14 protein-coding genes are annotated in these 18,833 nt (G+C 48.1%); 3 read left to right on the top strand and 11 right to left on the bottom strand.

All coding sequences use genetic code 11. The features are described from left to right. Nucleotides 1–187: 187 nt before the first annotated feature. The 5 genes from FW767_RS04665 to FW767_RS04645 all read right to left on the bottom strand — a co-directional run bounded on the left by FW767_RS04665 (nt 188) and on the right by FW767_RS04645 (nt 7,781). Nucleotides 188–3,457 carry a S41 family peptidase gene (locus FW767_RS04665; protein WP_121700318.1) on the bottom strand — a complete coding sequence of 1,090 codons (3,270 nt, stop codon included), beginning with the start codon at nt 3,455–3,457 and terminating at the stop codon, nt 188–190. 15 nt (nt 3,458–3,472) lie between these two features. Further along, nucleotides 3,473–5,107, bottom strand: coding sequence for a LysM peptidoglycan-binding domain-containing protein (locus FW767_RS04660; RefSeq protein WP_121700319.1), 1,635 nt, complete (start codon nt 5,105–5,107; stop codon nt 3,473–3,475). A 34-nt stretch (nt 5,108–5,141) separates the two neighbouring features. Then, nucleotides 5,142–6,005, bottom strand: coding sequence for a DUF5683 domain-containing protein (locus FW767_RS04655; RefSeq protein ID WP_121700320.1), 864 nt, complete (start codon nt 6,003–6,005; stop codon nt 5,142–5,144). A gap of 72 nt (nt 6,006–6,077) precedes the next feature. After that, a complete protein-coding gene (locus FW767_RS04650; protein WP_121700321.1) occupies nt 6,078–6,974 on the bottom strand; it encodes a ParB/RepB/Spo0J family partition protein in 897 nt (298 codons plus the stop codon). A gap of 24 nt (nt 6,975–6,998) precedes the next feature. Continuing rightward, a complete protein-coding gene (locus tag FW767_RS04645; protein WP_121700322.1) occupies nt 6,999–7,781 on the bottom strand; it encodes a ParA family protein in 783 nt (260 codons plus the stop codon). Nucleotides 7,782–7,944: 163 nt separating this feature from the next. Here FW767_RS04645 and surE point away from each other — a divergent pair, with 163 nt between their 5' ends. Next, nucleotides 7,945–8,712, top strand: coding sequence for a 5'/3'-nucleotidase SurE (gene surE / locus FW767_RS04640; RefSeq protein WP_121700323.1), 768 nt, complete (start codon nt 7,945–7,947; stop codon nt 8,710–8,712). Here the strand turns inward: surE and FW767_RS04635 are convergent. Next, nucleotides 8,709–9,467: an EFR1 family ferrodoxin gene (locus FW767_RS04635; RefSeq protein ID WP_121700324.1), complete on the bottom strand. Its 759-nt coding sequence runs from the start codon at nt 9,465–9,467 to the stop codon at nt 8,709–8,711. The two genes, surE and FW767_RS04635, sit on opposite strands and share 4 nt — an antisense overlap. Further along, complete coding sequence (locus tag FW767_RS04630; protein WP_121700325.1) at nt 9,464–10,507, bottom strand: DUF2027 domain-containing protein; 1,044 nt, start codon at nt 10,505–10,507, stop codon at nt 9,464–9,466. Before FW767_RS04630 ends, FW767_RS04635 begins: the two co-directional genes overlap by 4 nt. Nucleotides 10,508–10,649: 142 nt before the next feature. On the opposite strand from FW767_RS04630, the gene FW767_RS04625 reads away from it, so the two are divergent. After that, nucleotides 10,650–13,097: an outer membrane beta-barrel family protein gene (locus FW767_RS04625; RefSeq protein WP_150980375.1), complete on the top strand. Its 2,448-nt coding sequence runs from the start codon at nt 10,650–10,652 to the stop codon at nt 13,095–13,097. 36 nt (nt 13,098–13,133) lie between these two features. Further along, nucleotides 13,134–14,351, top strand: a complete 1,218-nt coding sequence (locus FW767_RS04620) for an S-adenosylmethionine:tRNA ribosyltransferase-isomerase (protein ID WP_121700327.1) — start codon at nt 13,134–13,136, stop codon at nt 14,349–14,351. A gap of 114 nt (nt 14,352–14,465) precedes the next feature. Here the strand turns inward: FW767_RS04620 and FW767_RS04615 are convergent, their stop codons facing one another. From FW767_RS04615 to FW767_RS04600, 4 genes are all read right to left on the bottom strand, one after another. Further along, on the bottom strand, nt 14,466–14,969 hold the full coding sequence (locus tag FW767_RS04615; protein WP_150980373.1) for an RNA polymerase sigma factor: 504 nt from the start codon (nt 14,967–14,969) through the stop codon (nt 14,466–14,468). A gap of 378 nt (nt 14,970–15,347) precedes the next feature. Beyond that, on the bottom strand, nt 15,348–16,202 hold the full coding sequence (gene menA, locus FW767_RS04610; RefSeq protein WP_121698703.1) for a 1,4-dihydroxy-2-naphthoate octaprenyltransferase: 855 nt from the start codon (nt 16,200–16,202) through the stop codon (nt 15,348–15,350). Beyond that, complete coding sequence (locus FW767_RS04605; protein WP_121698702.1) at nt 16,195–17,802, bottom strand: DUF4435 domain-containing protein; 1,608 nt, start codon at nt 17,800–17,802, stop codon at nt 16,195–16,197. The genes menA and FW767_RS04605 overlap by 8 nt, the downstream gene beginning before the upstream one ends. Nucleotides 17,803–17,873: 71 nt before the next feature. Continuing rightward, nucleotides 17,874–18,782: a DUF2156 domain-containing protein gene (locus tag FW767_RS04600; RefSeq protein WP_205523811.1), complete on the bottom strand. Its 909-nt coding sequence runs from the start codon at nt 18,780–18,782 to the stop codon at nt 17,874–17,876. Between the last annotated feature and the right edge of the window lie 51 nt (nt 18,783–18,833).

Below are 18,833 nucleotides of genomic sequence, written 5' to 3'. Positions count from 1 at the left end.
TCTGCTGCTGTCCGCTCTTGGGGGCGGTTTAGGCCGCCCCCGCCGCTTGGGCATCCCCTCGCCAGAAGGAGAGAGGAGAATGACTAATGCCCATCTCAAAGTTTTGCACTTCGATTTGGAATCTTCACATTTTTCTATAAATCGCGCCAAAACCACAACTAAACGACACTTATCGAAGCGAAATCCACTACTTCTTGCTGTCTATATCCTTTAGAAGTTCGTCGACGGCACGATGTAGCTGTTCATCCTCGCCGGTTATGATAACAGACGGATCGTTGGACACCTTTATATCAGGTTCCAACTGGGAATTTTCCAAGTAGTTGCCTTCAGCCGTGCGATAACCGATGACAGGCACACCGAATACAAGAGTAGGATCCTGCATCGTAATCCAGTTCACACTGGTCATAGTGCCGGGAACCGGCATACCCACCAGTTTTCCAAGTTTTTTGTGCTTATACACCCACGGAGTACCGTGAGCATTACTGTAATTGGCCTCACACTGTACCATGATGCTGGGCTTGTTCCACCGGCGACTTGGCATATCGCATACGTCAACACCGCGTATGACTTGCGTCAGATACTTATCACCGCTGAACAAGACCTCTATATCCTCATGAAGTCGACCGCCGCCGTTCCATCTGGTATCGATGACGATACCCTCCTTGTCGATATATTTACCAAGCAGATCGGTGTATATCGTACGGTAACTTGCATCATCCATCGACTCGATGTGCACATATCCGAGACGGCCGCCCGACCATTTGTCAACGTCGGCAGCACGCTGTTTCACCCAACGGCGATATAGAAGGTCAGACATGACCCCGCTCGATACGGGCAGTACAACCTCATCCCAGCGCTCGCCGGCGGCAGGATCGTAAAGACTTACCAATGTCTTTTTGCCGGAAATGTTATTGAACAGAGGCGTGTAGTCATCCTTGGCATTGATAGGTCTGCCGTTTATCTTCTCTATAACAACACCGGGCTTCATGCGGGTATCGGCATGTCCGAACGGACCTTTCTCGATAATTTCAGCCACACGCAGTCCTGCTCCGTCAAATGTCCAGTCATACAACAGGCCGAGACTTGCAGTACGGTCGGCCGCCGCACTACCGCGATAACGACCACCGGTATGGGAAGCGTTAAGTTCACCCAAAAGCTCGCTCAGCATCTCCGCGAAGTCATAGTTATTATTGATATGAGGCAAAAACTTACGATAAGCCTTGGTCATCTTATCCCAATTGACCCCGTGCATATCGGTACGATAGAAACGCTGCTTGGCTTCCTGCTTCACGTAATCAAACATAAACTCACGCTCGGCAGCAGGGTCAAGTTCCATTACACCCGAAAATGCTATCGGCTTCATGGACTCCGAAGGGATGCTCATCTTCTTCATCGAACTTCCGCCAAGCAAATATATGGCATTGCCGTCTTTATCGGTCTGCAAGTCCATGGCATAGCCGCCTAGTTTGTTGACCATGCGGGCGTCACGCTTGCGTAAGTCTATCTTCCACAAATCGTAACCGTCATCAAACGAAGTAAGGTAATACAGAGTCTCACCATCCTTTGTCACAATCAGTCCTCCAAGCGAAGAGGAGTTCGGCGTCACGCGTACAATACGGTCGGCTAATCCGTCAAGCTGCACATTGATATCTTTTTTATCATCCTTGGCGGCATCATCCTTTTTATCCTTATCGTCTTTTTTCTTGTCTTTGTTTTTTTCTTTCTCGGCCTTTTCCTTGTCGGCTTTCTGCTGCTTCTCAAGTTCTTTTAATAGTTCGTAGTCCTCTTTTGAGAGACGGTATTTGTCGTACGCATCCTGATTCATGAATACGAGCATCACATCTTCCTGCGAACCCCATGAAGCATGGCTGCGCATGCCGTAACGGTCAGAGACAAAAGCTATAGCATTGCCGTCAAAAACCCACTGAGGGGCAGAATCAAAATATGACGACCTCGTGATATTGGTGACTTTGGGTGTGCCATGGGTATTAACTACAGCTACATCGCAGTAAGGCTCATGTCCGTTATTGGTAAGCTCAAAGGCCATCCAATTACCGTCGGGCGACCATGAGTAGTCGAAACCTCCGTTGCGTTCCGGATAAGTCGACCCGTCAAGCACCATGCGTACTTTCTTGGTATCAACGTTCATTATCATAAGCTTGTTGCGATCCTGAATGAAAGCAAGTTCTTTGCCGTCAGGCGAAAATTGCGGATAGGTACGCTCCACACCGTCCTTGCCGTCAAAAAGCGGCTCTTCATCAATAGCCGTGGCATTAGCGAAATTAAGATCATCCTTACGGGCTATCTTGGCACGATACAGATTGGCGTGACCGTCACGCAGACTGCTGTATACGAGAGTACGGTTATCGTCACCCCATGTTATCTGACCTTCGGCAGCAGGAGTATTGGTTATCTGCTTGGTCGTCGGATACTCTACCGATGTAACGAATATCTCCCCGCGATTGACAAAGGCCACCTGCTTGCCATCGGGCGATACAACCGCACCTGATGAACGGCTCACGTTGAGTTTTCCAACCTGATTCTCCTCATCTAGAGTAATGTTTATCGGTACTTTTACAGGAGACGCGCTACCCGACTTGGTATATATCTCGCCATCGTATGTAAACACCAATGTGCCGTTTTTACCTTGAGAAAGGAAACGAACGGGATGTGTGCTGAAATCCGTGATTCTCGTAACTTCAGACGGATCGGCAAGAGGAAATGAATATACATTGAATGTCTTACCGTCACGTTCACTAAGGAAATACACCGTCGAACCGTCAGCCGAAAGTACCGGATTACGGTCTTCTCCGGCACGTGAAGTAAGATTCTTATGCTTACCGGAGACGACATCATACATCCATACATCGCGGGTGACAGAGGAAGTGTGATGTTTGCGCCACTCATCCTCAAAACCTTTCTGATCCTGATAAAGGAAGAAACTTCCATCGGGAGCATAGCTGATCATTTGCGCCGGAGTAGCAAGAAGCTGCTCGATACGGCCTCCACCGACCGGCACTTTATAGACCTCAGTCAAGCGTCCGGATGGAAACAAAGCACTTGTCGCAGGGTCCTGAATGGCAGCCGAGAAGAGTACATATTTCCCATCGGGAGTAAATGCCTCGGGCAACTCGTTGGCAGAATTAAAAGTCAACCGACGTGCCGTACCGCCGGAAGCCGGCATCACATACACGTCCTGACTGCCGTTACGGTCACTGGCAAAGGCTATCGACTTACCGTCAGGCGACCATACCGGAACAGACTCATAAGAATCACGGGTTGTAAGGCGTACAGCCTCACCGCCTTTAACTCCTACTTTATATATATCGCCTTTATATGTAAACGCGATAGAGCTACCGTCGGGCGACAGCTTTACGTCACGCATCCACAGAGGAGTGACTGCTGAAACAGACACGGCTATCGATGCCGCGGCCAAGGACAAGAATATCTTTTTCATTTATGACTGGTTTTATTATATACGAGGTATTTTGATTTTCTGGCCTTCACGCAAAGCTGTCTTCGAACCCATGCCGTTAGCCTCTTGGAGATCCTTTATAGACACACCTTTATACTTCTGTGCTATGCGGTAAAGGCTCTCGCCTTTTTTTACTGTATGATAGGTATAAGAGCCGGAGGTTTTTGCTTTCTTTGCAGAAACTTTCTTCTCCGTTTTAGGCTTTGTATTTTTGGCGACGTTTTTTGCAGGCTCCGGAGCGGCAGCAACAGACGGGGTCGATGAAGATACGGTATCGTTATTCACGCAGGCGGCATCAACAGCAGATGACGTAGAAGCAAGTTCTTCGTCCGACGATTTTTTACGGCCTGTTGCAACACGCTGATAAGTATGTATCTTAAGTTTGCGGCCTGTATTAATCCTGCTTTTTTTCATCTTGTTCCACTTCTTTATCTCCGATGTCGTGACCCCGTATTTTTTTGCGATGGTAGACAGAGTCTCGCCTTTTCTAACCTTGTGTGTTACCACGACAAGTTTTGTCGTATACTCCGCATCAGGATCCTCGACCGGCCCCATCTGCGGCTCCACGACATTACGACGGGCATATAATTTTGAGTCACGCGACAATATGCTGTCCTCGCTCATAATATAGCTGTATACCTGCATAGAGGGAAGCACCAAGGAGTACGGTCTTACATCGCCGGGAATTATATCCTTACGATACTGCGGATTAAGCACTCTGATCTCCTCTACCGGCAGATTAAGCACATCGGCTATCTGCTTGAAGTGGACACGCTTGTTTATATGTATAGAGTCGGTTATTATAGGACGTCGTGCAAGTGCCGGACTTATATTGTGCTGATTGTAATAGGTCATGACATAGTTGGCAGCTATAAATGCCGGCACATAACCTCTGGTTTCGGCGGGCAGCAGATAATATATGCTCCAGAAGTCCTTGCCGTTATCGCCTGCCCGACGAAGGGCCTTGTTGACATTGCCGGGACCGCAGTTGTAAGCGGCTATGGCAAGTGACCAGTCATTGTACATACCGAAAAGCTGTTTAAGATAAACGGCTGCAGCTTCCGACGAGGCATAAGGGTCACGACGTTCGTCGACAAGAGTGCTTATCTCAAGGCCAAGACCACGCGCGGTCGGCAGCATGAACTGCCACAACCCCGTAGCACCGACTCTCGACACCGCATCGGGATTAAGCGCCGATTCGATAACAGGCAGATAGCGCAACTCAAGCGGCAGTCCGTGACGTTCAAGCGCCTGCTCGAATATAGGCATATAATACAAACTCATACCGAGCATGCTCTCCACGAGTTCGCGGCGACGCTGTGTATACATATTAATATAAGAACGGACTATCTGATTGTAAGGCATCTCGATGTCGGTAGGCAATGATGCAAGTCGCTTTATGTACACTTCATCGGACGCATCGATAGTCGGCACCTTGGCAAAATTGTCGTTAAGTACGGTATAATTCTGCAGATACCAGTTCTGCATCATCTTGTGGGTATCAGTCTCGAAACTTTCAGGATAAACTATAGCATCGTCAGTTATCGACTGTTTCAGAGTAAGTATCGAGGGGGCGGCTACGGCAAACAGTGCCGAGCTAAATAAGGAAAATGAAAGAATAAGTTTTTTCATCGCAAGGTCGAGAAGTTATAACAAGAGAGATTAGCTAAAAATTAAACGCCCATTGAAACCCGAGTCCGGGCAAAGCGCTGTGAGTATCTTTAATTACAGCCGGATGGACCTCGACGGAGAGGTCGGGAGTAATGTCAAAATGCGCGAGTGAAGCGTCGACATATGCATCAACGACGGCAACAAGATAGAGAGCCACCATGCCTATGACGCACAGGTCGCGGTTACGACGATAAAAATCCTTACGCGTCTTGAATGTCTTTTCCATCCAAGTCTTGTTTAGACTCTCCTCCTTTGTATTGGGAGGGTAAAAGTCCATATAGCTTTTTGTCGACGGATCATTGTCCATAAGGTCACGGTATGCCTGTGTATAGTCTTCAAGCATACGGTTGTTCCAGTTAGTGGCATATCCGAGCCCCATAAAACCGCCTATAACCAAGGGCAATTTCCAATAACGGCGATTATAGAGCTGACCAAGTCCCGGAAAAAGAGCAGCCATCCATACAGCCCTTGTAGGATCGGGATTGAACTCCCTGACAACATAGTCAGGATCAAACTCATCTCCGGTCAGCGGGTCAAGCACGCTCACCGTATCAACCGGCACGGCACCGACCGTATTTACCACCACACTGTCACCTTCAACCGCAATCGAGTCACCGACCACCTCCACTCGCTCACTACGAGGCGAGGATATCCACATTGAGTCGGGAAAAGCGCTTAGGTCCTGCGGCTCTGAAACGGTCTGCACAGAATCGGACTTCAATACAACTGTATTGTCAGGATCCTGAGTCATTGAAAAAATGTTAAAAGTGCATAACACTGTAAGCGACAGCACCACTGTCGCCCTCAGCAATGTGCCGGTCATATATCGGTCAATTCTTTCGTATATTCTTTTTCCCATTGTTCAACAATCTGATATTCAAGACAAAAATGTTTCATGTCGACATTTTGTCCGGCACATCAAGCGCAACGCTCAACTTTCAGAATTTTTTATTGTGTCAAAGATAGCAATTAATTGCTCAAGTTCAGCCTCATTTTTAAACGGGAAGGTAATTTTTCCCCGTCCCTGAGGATTACACGTAAACTGTACCGGAGTATGAAAAGAGGCGCTTAAATGCTTCTTCAATATATCGAAATCCTTATCGGTCATGCGCATTGGCGCCGGCTTCTGCGGCATCTCGGTGCCCTCCGCAGCAGCCTGATAAGCCTTGGCAAGCTCTTCCACCTTTCTTACCGAGAGTCCCTGCTTTATTATCTCATTATAAAGCTTAAGCTGCAATGACGGCTTCTCGATTGACAGCAAGGCCCTCGCATGTCCCATATCCACTCGTTTGTCACGCAGTCCGAGCTGCACTTCGGCAGGCAGTTTGAGCAGACGCAGAAAGTTGGCTATCGTGGCACGTTTCTTTCCTATACGTTCGCTAAGGCGCTCCTGTGTCAGGTTATATTGGTCAATCAGTTTTTTAAAGGTAAGAGCTATCTCTATGGCATTCAGGTCCTCACGCTGTATATTCTCGATAAGCGCCATCTCCGTCAACTCACTGTCGTTGGCGGTGCGTATATAAGCAGGCACTGATGTAAGGCCGGCCTTAATGGCTGCGCGATAACGGCGCTCGCCGGCTATTATCTGGTACGTATCAGGCCCTGTCTTTCGCAGCGACAAAGGCTGTATAATGCCGAGTTCCCGTATTGACGACGCAAGTTCGTCAAGCGCCTCCTCATCAAAAGTTGTGCGCGGTTGGTCAGGATTGGGAGATATTGATGCTACATCTATGTCGTTGATTGCCGATGAGCCGCGTGCGGGCACATCGTCCATCGATATCAGGGAGTCGAGCCCTCGACCGAGCGCATTGCGTTTTACTGTTGCCATGGTGTCAAATAAGTTAAGAGAGTGTTACTGTGCAGACGCCTGCTTGCGATGTTTGGCTATCAGCTCTTTTGCGAGCATTGTATGGCTCGTGGCTCCTCGGCTCTCCGGATCGTATATAAGAGCCGGAAGACCGTGTGAAGGAGCCTCACTGAGGCGTATGTTACGAGGTATGACTGTATTGAACACCATATCGCCGAAATGCCCCTTAAGCTCTTCATATATCTGGTTGGCCAGACGCAGACGCGCATCGTACATTGTCAAAAGAAACCCCTCAATCTCAAGTTCGGGGTTAAGTCGTGACTTTATAATACGTATCGTATTGAGCAGCTTGCTTATGCCCTCAAGAGCGAAATACTCGGCCTGAACAGGTATTATAACCGAATGAGCCGCAGTAAGAGCATTGACTGTAATAAGACCAAGTGACGGAGAACAGTCGATAAGTATATAATCGTATTTGTCTACAATAGGAGCAAGAACTTCCTGAAGCACCCGCTCGCGATTCGGTTTGTTTACAAGCTCAAGCTCAGCTCCGGCGAGATCTATTCGCGACCCCACAAGCTCAAGACCGTCTACGCATGTGGCCACCTGAGAACCTTCTACAGGATAACTGTCGACAAGACACTCGTAGATCGACGACGACATGCTCTTGGGGTCGATACCGTAGCCCGAAGTAGCGTTGGCCTGCGGATCGGCGTCTATTATCAGCACCTTCTTTCCCTGCGAGGCAAGTGATGCCGCCAAGTTTATCGTAGTGGTGGTCTTTCCCACTCCACCCTTCTGATTGGCAATTGCAATAATTTTACCCATAAGTACTTACTATTAGCAACACAAAGGTAATGATTTATATTGGATTAACCTCACTTAAAAGCGTTTCAAAATGAGTTAAATGTTGATAAGTGAACACTTCTGTTGATAACAGCAGACGCATATATCACATTTTTTTGCTATTTTTGCATAAAACAGCAAAAGCATGAACAAAAAAAACTTACTCATACTCGTGACAAACGATGACGGCATAGATGCGCCGGGCATCCATCAGCTCATCGACTATGTGAAAGATATGGGCGAGATTGTGGCGATAGCTCCCGACTCACCAAACTCCGGACAGTCATCGGCCATATCGGTAAATAAAGTATTGAAAATCACAAACCATCCCGATTATAACGGAGCACGCATGCACTCCGTCAACGGCACTCCCGTGGACTGCGTAAAACTCGGCATGCATGCCGTGCTTGACCGCAGACCCGACCTGATACTTTCCGGCATAAACCACGGCTCCAACTCTGGCAACTCAATAATTTACTCCGGCACCATGGGTGCGGTACTCGAAGGATGCATGCTCGGCATACCGTCAATAGGATACTCTTTTCACAGCCACGACCAGAAACGCGACATATCAGCCTGCCGACACGTCGTAGAGACAATAACCTCGCGCGTGATAGAACATGGCCTGCCTCATGGCACATGCCTGAATGTAAACGTGCCTAAATGTGAAGCGGTATGCGGCATCAAGGTCGTGAGAGCGGCTCGCGGATATTGGACCGAAGAGTACGCGGAGTATATCGACCCGCACGGACAACCGTTTTACTGGCTTACAGGCAAGTTCCACAACGAAGAGCCCGGCAATCCGGAGACCGACCTGTATTGGACCGACCGCGGATACGCCTCGGTAGTACCTTGCCATCCCGACCAGTCGGCCACCGACATGATCACGACAATAGAACATCTATTAGACTAACGCAAGGGGCAGTTGTACTGCCCTTTCTTTTTAGTACGTCGGCCATAAGCCACCGCATGCGACGGACATGCATGATAGCAGGCCTGACAGAAAGCGCAATTGTCGCCCCACACAGGACGCTTCGCAGCGTCTTGATGCACATTGAACATAGGACAGCGAGCCACACAGCGTCCGCATCCCACGCAGCGGCTTCTGTCCACATTAAACGGCCGCGGCGAGGTCATGAACGCCATGAACAACGGATAAACGACCCGCGATTTAAGCCAAGGCAATGCACCTTTGACGACATCGTCGTCCGTATAACCTCCGGCTATGCGCGACGCCACATAATCTATGCGTGCCTTACTTTTCGCAAGTTTATCACGCTCCACGTCATCGGAGTCAACGTCAAAACCGGGTAAAAGCACATATGTGTTGGGCATCTGTACCGAATAAGCTCCGGAAGCCAAGCCATGGTACCTCTCCACAAGCCGCCGCCATTGTTTATGGGCAAGACCTATGTCATCACCGCAGGTACACACCATATAATGGCGTCCAGCAATAGCGGGCATCTTACGCATGAACCGCTCAACGACCTTCGGCACACCCCAAGAATGCACGGGAAATACCCATACCGTAATCTCATCTACACTGTGGTAGCGTTCAGGTCTCAACAATGAGGCGGCGTCAATATTGATGATTTTATGACCGAGTGCCTGCCCGAGACAACGAGCTACATAGCGCGAGTTTCCGGTACCGGAGAAACAGTATATCATCTTATCGTAACCTGTGTGGCACCGAAACCGTATTCTCTAAATGACGCATCCTGCACGTCACAGCTCTTATACTTGTGCTTCAGTTCTTTAAGAATGGCATTACGCAGCACACCCTCTCCTTTGCCGTGAATAAACACAATCTTCACACCCTTGTTTTTAAGATTGTCGTTCATGACGCGGTTAAATTCCTTCATCTGCACTTGAAGTATGTCCGCATTGCCAAGACCTGCCGTCGTATCAAGAAGTTCATCCACATGCAGGTCCACCTCCACGATGTCGCCTTTACGCGGATTCTTGGATACAGGACTCTTTGCCGGCCTGTCGACGGCTTTTTTACGCGCTATGCTGTTCTGAAGAGCAGAACTGTCAATCGACATAGGACGTTGAGGAATGTCATTTTTAACTATATCAAACGCTATGACAGGACTGTCGAAATATATATTATCGTGAAAACAATGCAACTTGAAAAACTTCGTTGTATCAACCGCATACTCCACCGCAACAGGCGCTTTCAGCTTAAACTCACGGTCACGCTTGAATGCGACATACTGTATGGCCACACGGTCCATTTCCGAAACCATTTCACGAGTCACATGCCCGAGATGAACCTGTATCGACGGCTCGACAATCCCCGCAAAACGTGTTATCCATCCATGACCGTCGGCACGGGTGAGATATGTAAAATACAGATAATAATTGGAGTCGTTGACAAGATATGCGTCATACCCCGTGGTCGACAGATGCTTTATCTCCTCCGGCTCATAAGCAAGCACTACATTCAGTTTCTCGCCCTCCGGCGTCTCCTCCGACAACTCGTTTTCTTTCTGAGGTTTAGTTTCGGGCACAATAACCGGAGGCGCCACATACTTGCTCTGCGCGCCTGCTTTAGGCTGCGCCGGAGCAACCACGACACACTCTTTCAGAAGCACCGGAGTCTCGAAGCCATCCTCATCCACATATGCTATATTATCTTCAATCCTTACTATACGTCCGCCTCCGACTGAATTCAGAAAGCGCACCATATCACCAGTCTGTGCCATATGACATCTTTATTATTTTACCGTAAAGTTAGCAGTATTGGTCAAAAAATAAAAGTTTTTGGTTATCTAAGTTATTTTTTATCTATCTTTGTGAACTCATCAGTCCGTACATAACCGCGGATTTTATAACACGTTATCACATATGAAAAAGGTTTTCTGTCTATTGTTGCTTGTATCAATGGCCACTATATGCGCCAATGCCCAATACAAAGTGTCAGGCGAAGTCGTCGACTCTACCGGAACAAGCGAATCCTATGTCACCGTAAGGATATACAAAGACGCCGATATGACAAAGCCGATAGCCATAGGCACATCTGACATTGACGGAAACTTCACGCAGACGCTTCCGAGTGCCGGCGACTACATTTTGCGCATAACCTCCGTCGGCAAAACTCCGTCAGAAATCAAATTCAGCCTTCACCCTGCGCACCGTACAAAAGATTTCGGGAAGATAGTCATGCGTATGTCCGAAAACACACTCGGCGAAGTCGAGGTCATAGCTCAACGACCGCTCGTAGTGTCAGAAGTCGACCGCATATCTTACGATGTACAAGGCGATGAAGACTCAAAAACCAGCACCATAATTGAGATGCTGCGCAAAGTACCCATGGTTACTGTCGACGGCAACAATGAGATACGCGTAAAAGGCGAGGCCAACTTCAAGATATACAAAAACGGAAAACCCAACAATTCGTTCACCAACAACCCCAAAGAGGTATTAAGCTCAATACCCGCATCAATGATAAAACGCATAGAAGTAATAACCGAACCGGGAGCCAAATATGATGCCGAAGGAGTTGGAGGCATACTTAACATCGTCACTATAGACAATATGAAAGTCAAAGGTGTGATAGGCAATCTTTTCGCATCATATGACACCAAAGGCACACCCAATATGGGCGCTTACCTGACCACCCAAATAGACAAATTCACAGCATCGGTCAATTATGGATATTTCGGCATCAGCGAAAAAGCGACCCGCAACAACACGGTATCCGAGTATCTATATCGGCAATCGGGCGATACGCAACGCTACGAAGACACATCAACCAGCAAAGGATACGGCAACTACATGTCATTCGAAGCGAGCTACGAGCCCGATTCCCTAAACCTTATAACAGCGGCATTCGACGGTTTCTTCTACAAAGTAAAACCTACGGGCACATCGACAACATCATTTTTCAATAATGCCGGCGAACGGCTGTACGGCTACTCCGACCGCTTCCACTTCCCTGACTTCAATAATTACAATTTCGCCGGAAAAGTCGACTATCAGCGACTTACCCGACATAAAGGCGAGTCCATAGTACTGTCATATCTGCTCAATACAACCACCAACAAGAGCACCCAATACAACGAACTCGACGATCTGTTCAATCCGCCGTTTGACTATACATCATATTATACCGACAACAATCAGCACTTCTGGGAACATACGTTTCAGGCCGACTATACAAGACCTTTCGGCAGCAAACACAAAATAAACGCCGGTGCCAAATACATACTTCGCGACAACAGCAGCAACACCGAGCAGCGATATGACAATTCGGCAACCAACGCCACCGATTTCTCACACAACACGCAGGTAGCCGCATTGTATGCCGAATACATGTTCAACACAGGTCCTGTCGGAGCACGTGCCGGAGTAAGATACGAATACTCATATCTCGCTGCAAAATTCAAAGACGGCAAAACGCCCGACTTTCATCAGGACCTAAACGATATTGTGCCTACCATAGGGGCAAACTGGCGCATAAATCCCGCCAACAGCCTCAACCTCACTTTCGGGTCGCGCATAAACCGGCCGGGAATATCATACCTTAATCCGGCCGTAATAGCCACACCGAATTCAGTATCGCAAGGCAATCCCGACCTGTCGAGCGCCCACAGCTACTCTTTCCGCTTGTCCTACATGCTAATGAAGCCTAAAATAACGCTCAACGCTTCGACAGACTATGTCTTCTGCAACGAGCAGATAACCCAAATATCGGAAGTGCGCGACAATATCATTTACAACAGCTATGGCAATGTCGGCCATGCACGGCGGCTATCGTGCAACGGCTACATACAGTGGCGCGCCACTCAAAAGACATCAATCATGGTTAATGCGTCAGGCGGATATTCCAAACTCGCCAATCCGTCGCTCGGGCTTTCCAACAGCCGATGGACATGGGGCTTTTATGCCCAAGCGTCGCAGCAGCTTCCGTGGATGCTCCGCATCGAAGCATTGGGAGGACGCTTCAGTTCAGGCATCAACGATCTTTATGGCCGCACATCGGCCATGTATTTTCACAGCATAACCCTGTCACGCTCTTTCCTGAAAGAAAACAGGCTGTCAGTAAGAATAAATGCGCAAAACCCCTTCGGTTCATCCAACATGAGAATCAAAAGCTACCGCACAGGAGGCGACTATATCGGCAGCGCAATAATTTCAAGGCATCAGCGAGCCGTAAGCGTTACCGTATCATGGCGCTTCGGATCACTAAACGCCCAAGTGAAAAAGACCGTCAAGACCATATCCAACGACGACATTGTAGGAGGAGCACAGACGGGTGCGTCAGGAAACAACGGTAGCAATACTCAGAATTAATCCGTAACTTTGCGGAAAGTTTTCTACAACGTTTTTATGAACAGCACTCCCCAGTCAATAAAGATACAGGATTTCGACTATCCGCTACCTGACGAGCGAATAGCCAAACATCCGCTCGCACGGCGCGACAACTGCAAGTTGCTCGTGCGCCGGCCCGACGGTACACTCGATACCCGCATATTCACCGAACTTCCCTCATTGCTGGCCGCCGACTCGATGCTTGTATACAACAACACTCGGGTCATAAATGCAAGACTCCGATTCCGCAAGTCTGACGCCGGAGCCATAATAGAGATATTTTGTCTGGAGCCGGTAGAGCCTGCCGATTACGCCGTCAGCTTCGCTTCTACATCGTGCTGTTCTTGGCTTTGTTTTGTAGGCAACTCAAAACGCTGGAAAGAAGGAGACCTGTCTCTGCCTCTCCATATTGACGGGAAAGAGCTTACATTAAAGGCTTCCCGTACCGGAAGGGAGGGCAACGCCTCTATCATACGGTTTTCGTGGGATGACCCTTCGGTGACATTTGCCCGCATCATAGAGAGCGCCGGAGAAATACCGATACCGCCTTATCTTAATCGCAACACGGAAGATACCGACTCTACCGACTATCAGACCGTATACAGCCATATAGACGGATCGGTAGCCGCACCTACAGCCGGACTTCACTTCACTCCGGAAGTGCTTGCCGAAATAGACCGACACGGAATAGAACGCCGCGAACTCACATTGCACGTCGGAGCCGGAACATTCCAGCCCGTCAAGACCGATACTATCGGCGACCACGGCATGCACAGCGAGTTTATTGCCGTCAGCCGGTCACTGATAAGCGAGCTATCCGAGACCTCACGCAGTGTCATAGCCGTGGGCACCACATCTGTACGCACCCTTGAAAGCCTTTACCACATCGGTTGCCTCATCGGTCAGCGGAAATGGGACGGAGAAGTTCCTCAATGGTATCCTTACTCCGACGAGCACCCCCGCCTGTCTGCAAAAGATGCACTTGCCAATATAGACAGATATCTCGCGGAGAACGGCACCGACACGCTCATAGCCTCCACTCGCATAATCATAGCTCCGGGCTATGAATTCAAGATTGTCGACGGCATTATAACCAACTTCCATCAGCCACGCTCCACGCTGCTGTTGCTTGTGTCAGCATTTGTCGACGGCGACTGGCGTGCCGTGTATGACTATGCTCTTGACGGCGATTACCGCTTTTTAAGCTACGGCGACGCCTCGCTGCTGCTCCACTGACCCATACAAAAAAGGCGATGCCTTATAGGGCATCGCCTTTTTTGTATGGGTTAATCAATAAATGTATTGTGCAGTATAAATGTGTCTTATGCTATGCGTCTCTGCATGTATTGGCTAACGGTAGTCCTTCAACGACTGCTGAAGACGCTGGCGGGCAAAGAATATACGGCTCTTGACAGTGCCGAGAGGAAGATTCATCTTTTCGGCAATCTCATTGTACTTGTAGCCGGCGACATGCATCGAGAACGGTATGCGGTAGTCATCACTGAAAGAGTTGATGGCGGCGGTTATCTCCTTGGCGGCAACCGAACCCTCCGGGGTCTCGAAACCGGAATCCTGAGGCAGATTAAGATGATACAGATCCTCTGTCTGGTCGATTATCGTAGCCGAACGCACAACCTTGCGGTAGTTGTTTATGAAGATATTGCGCATGATTGTGAAGACCCATCCCTTGAAGTTGACGTTGTCAACATATTTGTCCTCGTTGTCGAGCGCCTTTAGTGTCGTATCCTGAAGCAGGTCGTATGCGTCATCGCGGTTGGACGTTAGGATGTAAGCGAAGTTAAGAAGATTGCTTTGCAAGCTTAACAACTTTGTTTGAAAGTTAGACGAACCCATAGTGATAATTTTTTCAGTTAATACTATTATTTCAACCCTCACACAAACGTGTTACAAATTGATTACACAGCAAAGATACATAATATTTTTAATATGCAACAGCTTTGTGTAATATTTTTTCAGCAAAGTATAATATTTAACTATTGTTAATTTACAACACATTGATTAATAACACTATGGTGCATTGCTTAAGTATTTCATATTCGTTACACTTCACGACAATTTCTGTCACAACAAGCAGCAATCCGACGATTCAGGCCATAAGACAAGGTGTTTAGAGAAACATACGCGATACATTACGTTCATGCAGAAACCATCATTTAACAGCCCCCACACATTAATATATATACAACAGATAAAATTACAGAAACCTATTGGTTACAAAACCGCGTAAAGCAAAAAAGCAATAGAATATGCAAGCATCAGCACAGCTGTCATGCCAAGCAATGGATTGAGAGCGGCACCGCGGTGACTGCGTAAAAAGTTCCACAGCAATATATGCAGCAGCACATAGACAATAGGTATACCCTGCACATATGCCAATTGCGACATAATTATACAAAAAGCGACCAGTCCGTCAAACAGGTAAACAAGCGAAGCCGTACGGCGGCCGAATATAACGGCCATTGTGTTTTTGCCCACCGCTTCATCATCGTCAGCATCACGGTAATTATTTACAATCAGTACATTCGCTCCCATAAGGCCTATAGCCACCGAACCCCAGAAAACATCTGTTTCAAATGTGCCGGCTTGTATGTAATATGTCAGATTGACAGGAATAATACCGAAAAAGAAGAACACCGCCACCTCACCGAAGCCATGACGCGAAAGCGGATAAGGACCGGCCGAATATGCCATTGCTCCCGCCGCTATCATAGTCCCGGCAAGCAACAGCCACCAGCCGCCCCATATAATCAACGAGCAACCGACAACACACGCAACTCCAAGCACTGCGAAAGTAGCGGCCTTCATAGCCCGCGGAGAGATATCGCCTTCCGTGACCCCACGACGAGGCCCTTCACGCCCGGGGCGGTCAAGACCGTCACGGTAATCATAATATTCGTTGGCAAAATTAGATGCAATCTGCGCCAATACCGCAAACACAAGACAAAGTACAGCAGGCAGAGCCATAAATGTTCCGTCAAGCACATTATAACCGATTGCCGTTATAACTCCGGCTATAGACACGGGCAGAGTGCGAAGCCTCATGGCTTCAATCCAGCATTTAATCATTTTTTATCACTTTTTGTTCAGGACGCGGAGCGGTGGCTTCCTCCTCATCTATACCGAAACAATGTATTATTGCGCGCCTTATGCGGGCTGCGTCATCACCATTGCGCTTAAGTATGTCTATTATCGTTTTTATATAGGCATCTTTGTTGGCGAGGCCGCATAATCCGGCCACATTTGACGCCGGCACCATCGACTTCTGATTATACACCCGCAGAACCGAACCATAATCGTCTTCAGCCACATAGGAATGAAACTCCCGGCAAAAATTCTCATACATGGCCCGGGGCATAATCTCATGCACCAGATTGGCGATATGTTCCTCAAGACGCGCTATGTTAGGGAAGCGGCCATCAACCCGGTACTCGATAATACGTTTTACACGATGACGGGTATGCAGAAGAGCCTGCTGCTTTATATCTTGCTTGAACTGGCCGAGAATAGCCTTCTTGACATGCTGGAACACGCGAGTTTCATTGCGGCCTTGACGATGAGCCACCGTGCGTATAACCTCTTCAAGCATCAGAATATTCTCAATTTCAGCTACATCAGGCACAAATATTTTCTTATCACGCAAATATTTAACCTCTTTCGCATCACGACGGTCGCGATCGACTATGCCATGACTGTCAAGATGATGAAACGTACTTAAGTCGTTGAACGTGCGGGTGGCTTCTATAACCTTGTTGCAACTCCCGAGCGATCTAACGGTATAATCCTTAAATACAAGCGGATAAAGTTTGGCATCAATCGAGTGGCGGGCATCGCCCTCTATGAAAAGAACCGGTTTTCTCACCCCTACCAAAGTCATGTAAAGGTCTTCGCTGATGGCTGAACCGGCCGGAAGCACTACATAATCCCATGTTGCGTCCGAAGCATCGTAATCACGAACCCATACCACAAGATTGTCACTTCTCGATGATAGAAACTCGACGTCATGAGTTGTATATATAAACGTACAGTCAGGACGAAGCATCTGAACGCGGTCCCATATCATACCGGTTATACTCGGATGCAAAAACATGCCCGGATTATCAACAAACACCACCGCCTTTTCTGGAGCGTAAAGTACCGCTCCGAAATAATAAAGCACCGCCTTTTCTCCATCAGACAGTTTCATAGACGAATAACTGTCACCCACCTGACGACTGAAAAGTATACGACTTCCCTCGCGCAAGATCTTGCTATCGGGAAACACCTCCTGCCACTCGCTGACCACTTTGTCAAGACGACTCTCCTTAATAGGAACACCTTCGCCGGAAGCGTCAGCTATTTTATGAGCGAACAGATTAAGCATCTCGTCATATATAAGCAGCATAAACAACCGTTCAAATTGCGTCTTTATATCATCGCGCATAAACGACGACTGCGCGGCAGCCGACTTATAAAGTTCATCAATAGAACCGGCCGACGGGTCATGCTCGCAACGATAAAGTGCATTCAAAGCCGATATGCGAAACGACCGACCGGCAAGTTCACCAATAAGTCGTTCGGCAAAACGTGTCTTACCCGAGCCGTTGGCTCCGATAATTATGAGGCGGCGCCCCTCGGTGTCTATTGATCCGCGGCTGCCGTCATGACGTGGCGGTAAATGAAGTTTCATAGCGGAAGCTTGTTTATGTTTCTATGTAAAGTTACAAAAACTTTTTCAATAAGCACCTCCCCTATTCCAAACTAAAACGACAGATTGTATTTTTTCAGCAACATCACAGGATGATAAGACTGCTTGGCCTTGCGCAACCCTTCATCGCCCACATCCTCCTCGCGATTTATATAGGTTATACCGTAACGGTCGGTCATGGCAGCCGCAAACAGCTTGTTTATAGTCTCTCCGGCCCCTTTTACCGCATGATTCATCTTCTCGATATGCACAAAAAGAGTGTCGCCTATCACCTCTCCTATTGTAAAAGCCACAATTCCGTCCTCGGGAGTGGAAAGGACAGCACCCTCAAACGGCAACCGCCCATACTCGTCAAGCACACCAAATACTTGACGACGCTCTTCTCCGGCAGTACCCGAACGGTCCTCTCCGGCAAATGCATCCGATGCGTAAAACTCCTTGACAGCCTCTATATTACGTAGGCTGACAGGCTCGAAACTAAAACAAGGATGTTCGCTTACAAAACGATTGACATGATTGCGCTTCTTGCTGTATTTGTTCCCGGAAAGAGTGGCAAGTTGTCCGGCATCATAAAGATAATCGGCCCAGTCGGTAAGTTCCTCTATATGACATGCGCCAAGACAGTAAAAGTCAGGCAGACGGTCCTCCGGCACGGCCGAGAACAGAGGCCGCGTTCCCTTGGCAGTACAATAATCACATATCATTGCCAGCGACTTACGCAATGGCAGTCGCCCTATAGGCATCGAAAAAGCGGTTTGCGACTTATCGTTTTCCGCGACTCCACGTATAAACAAAGTATCGCGCAATATCGCGTACTCATATTTAAAATAGTCGGTCCACATAAGTATGCCGGCAAGAGTATAGTCACAAGTCCGACTCTCCGAATAATGGAGCAACGGCAGTATCTCGGAAACGGCATCGACCGTGACCGGTCTGAATTTCAACAAAGTAACAGTATTCATATTCAATATTAACAACGCACCCCCAAACATCGATATTCCCTCGAAATTCAA

Origin of the sequence: Heminiphilus faecis (assembly GCF_008728965.1) — a bacterium.
GTDB lineage: Bacteria > Bacteroidota > Bacteroidia > Bacteroidales > Muribaculaceae > Muribaculum > Muribaculum faecis.
This window is presented reverse-complemented; position numbering and strand designations above follow the sequence as displayed.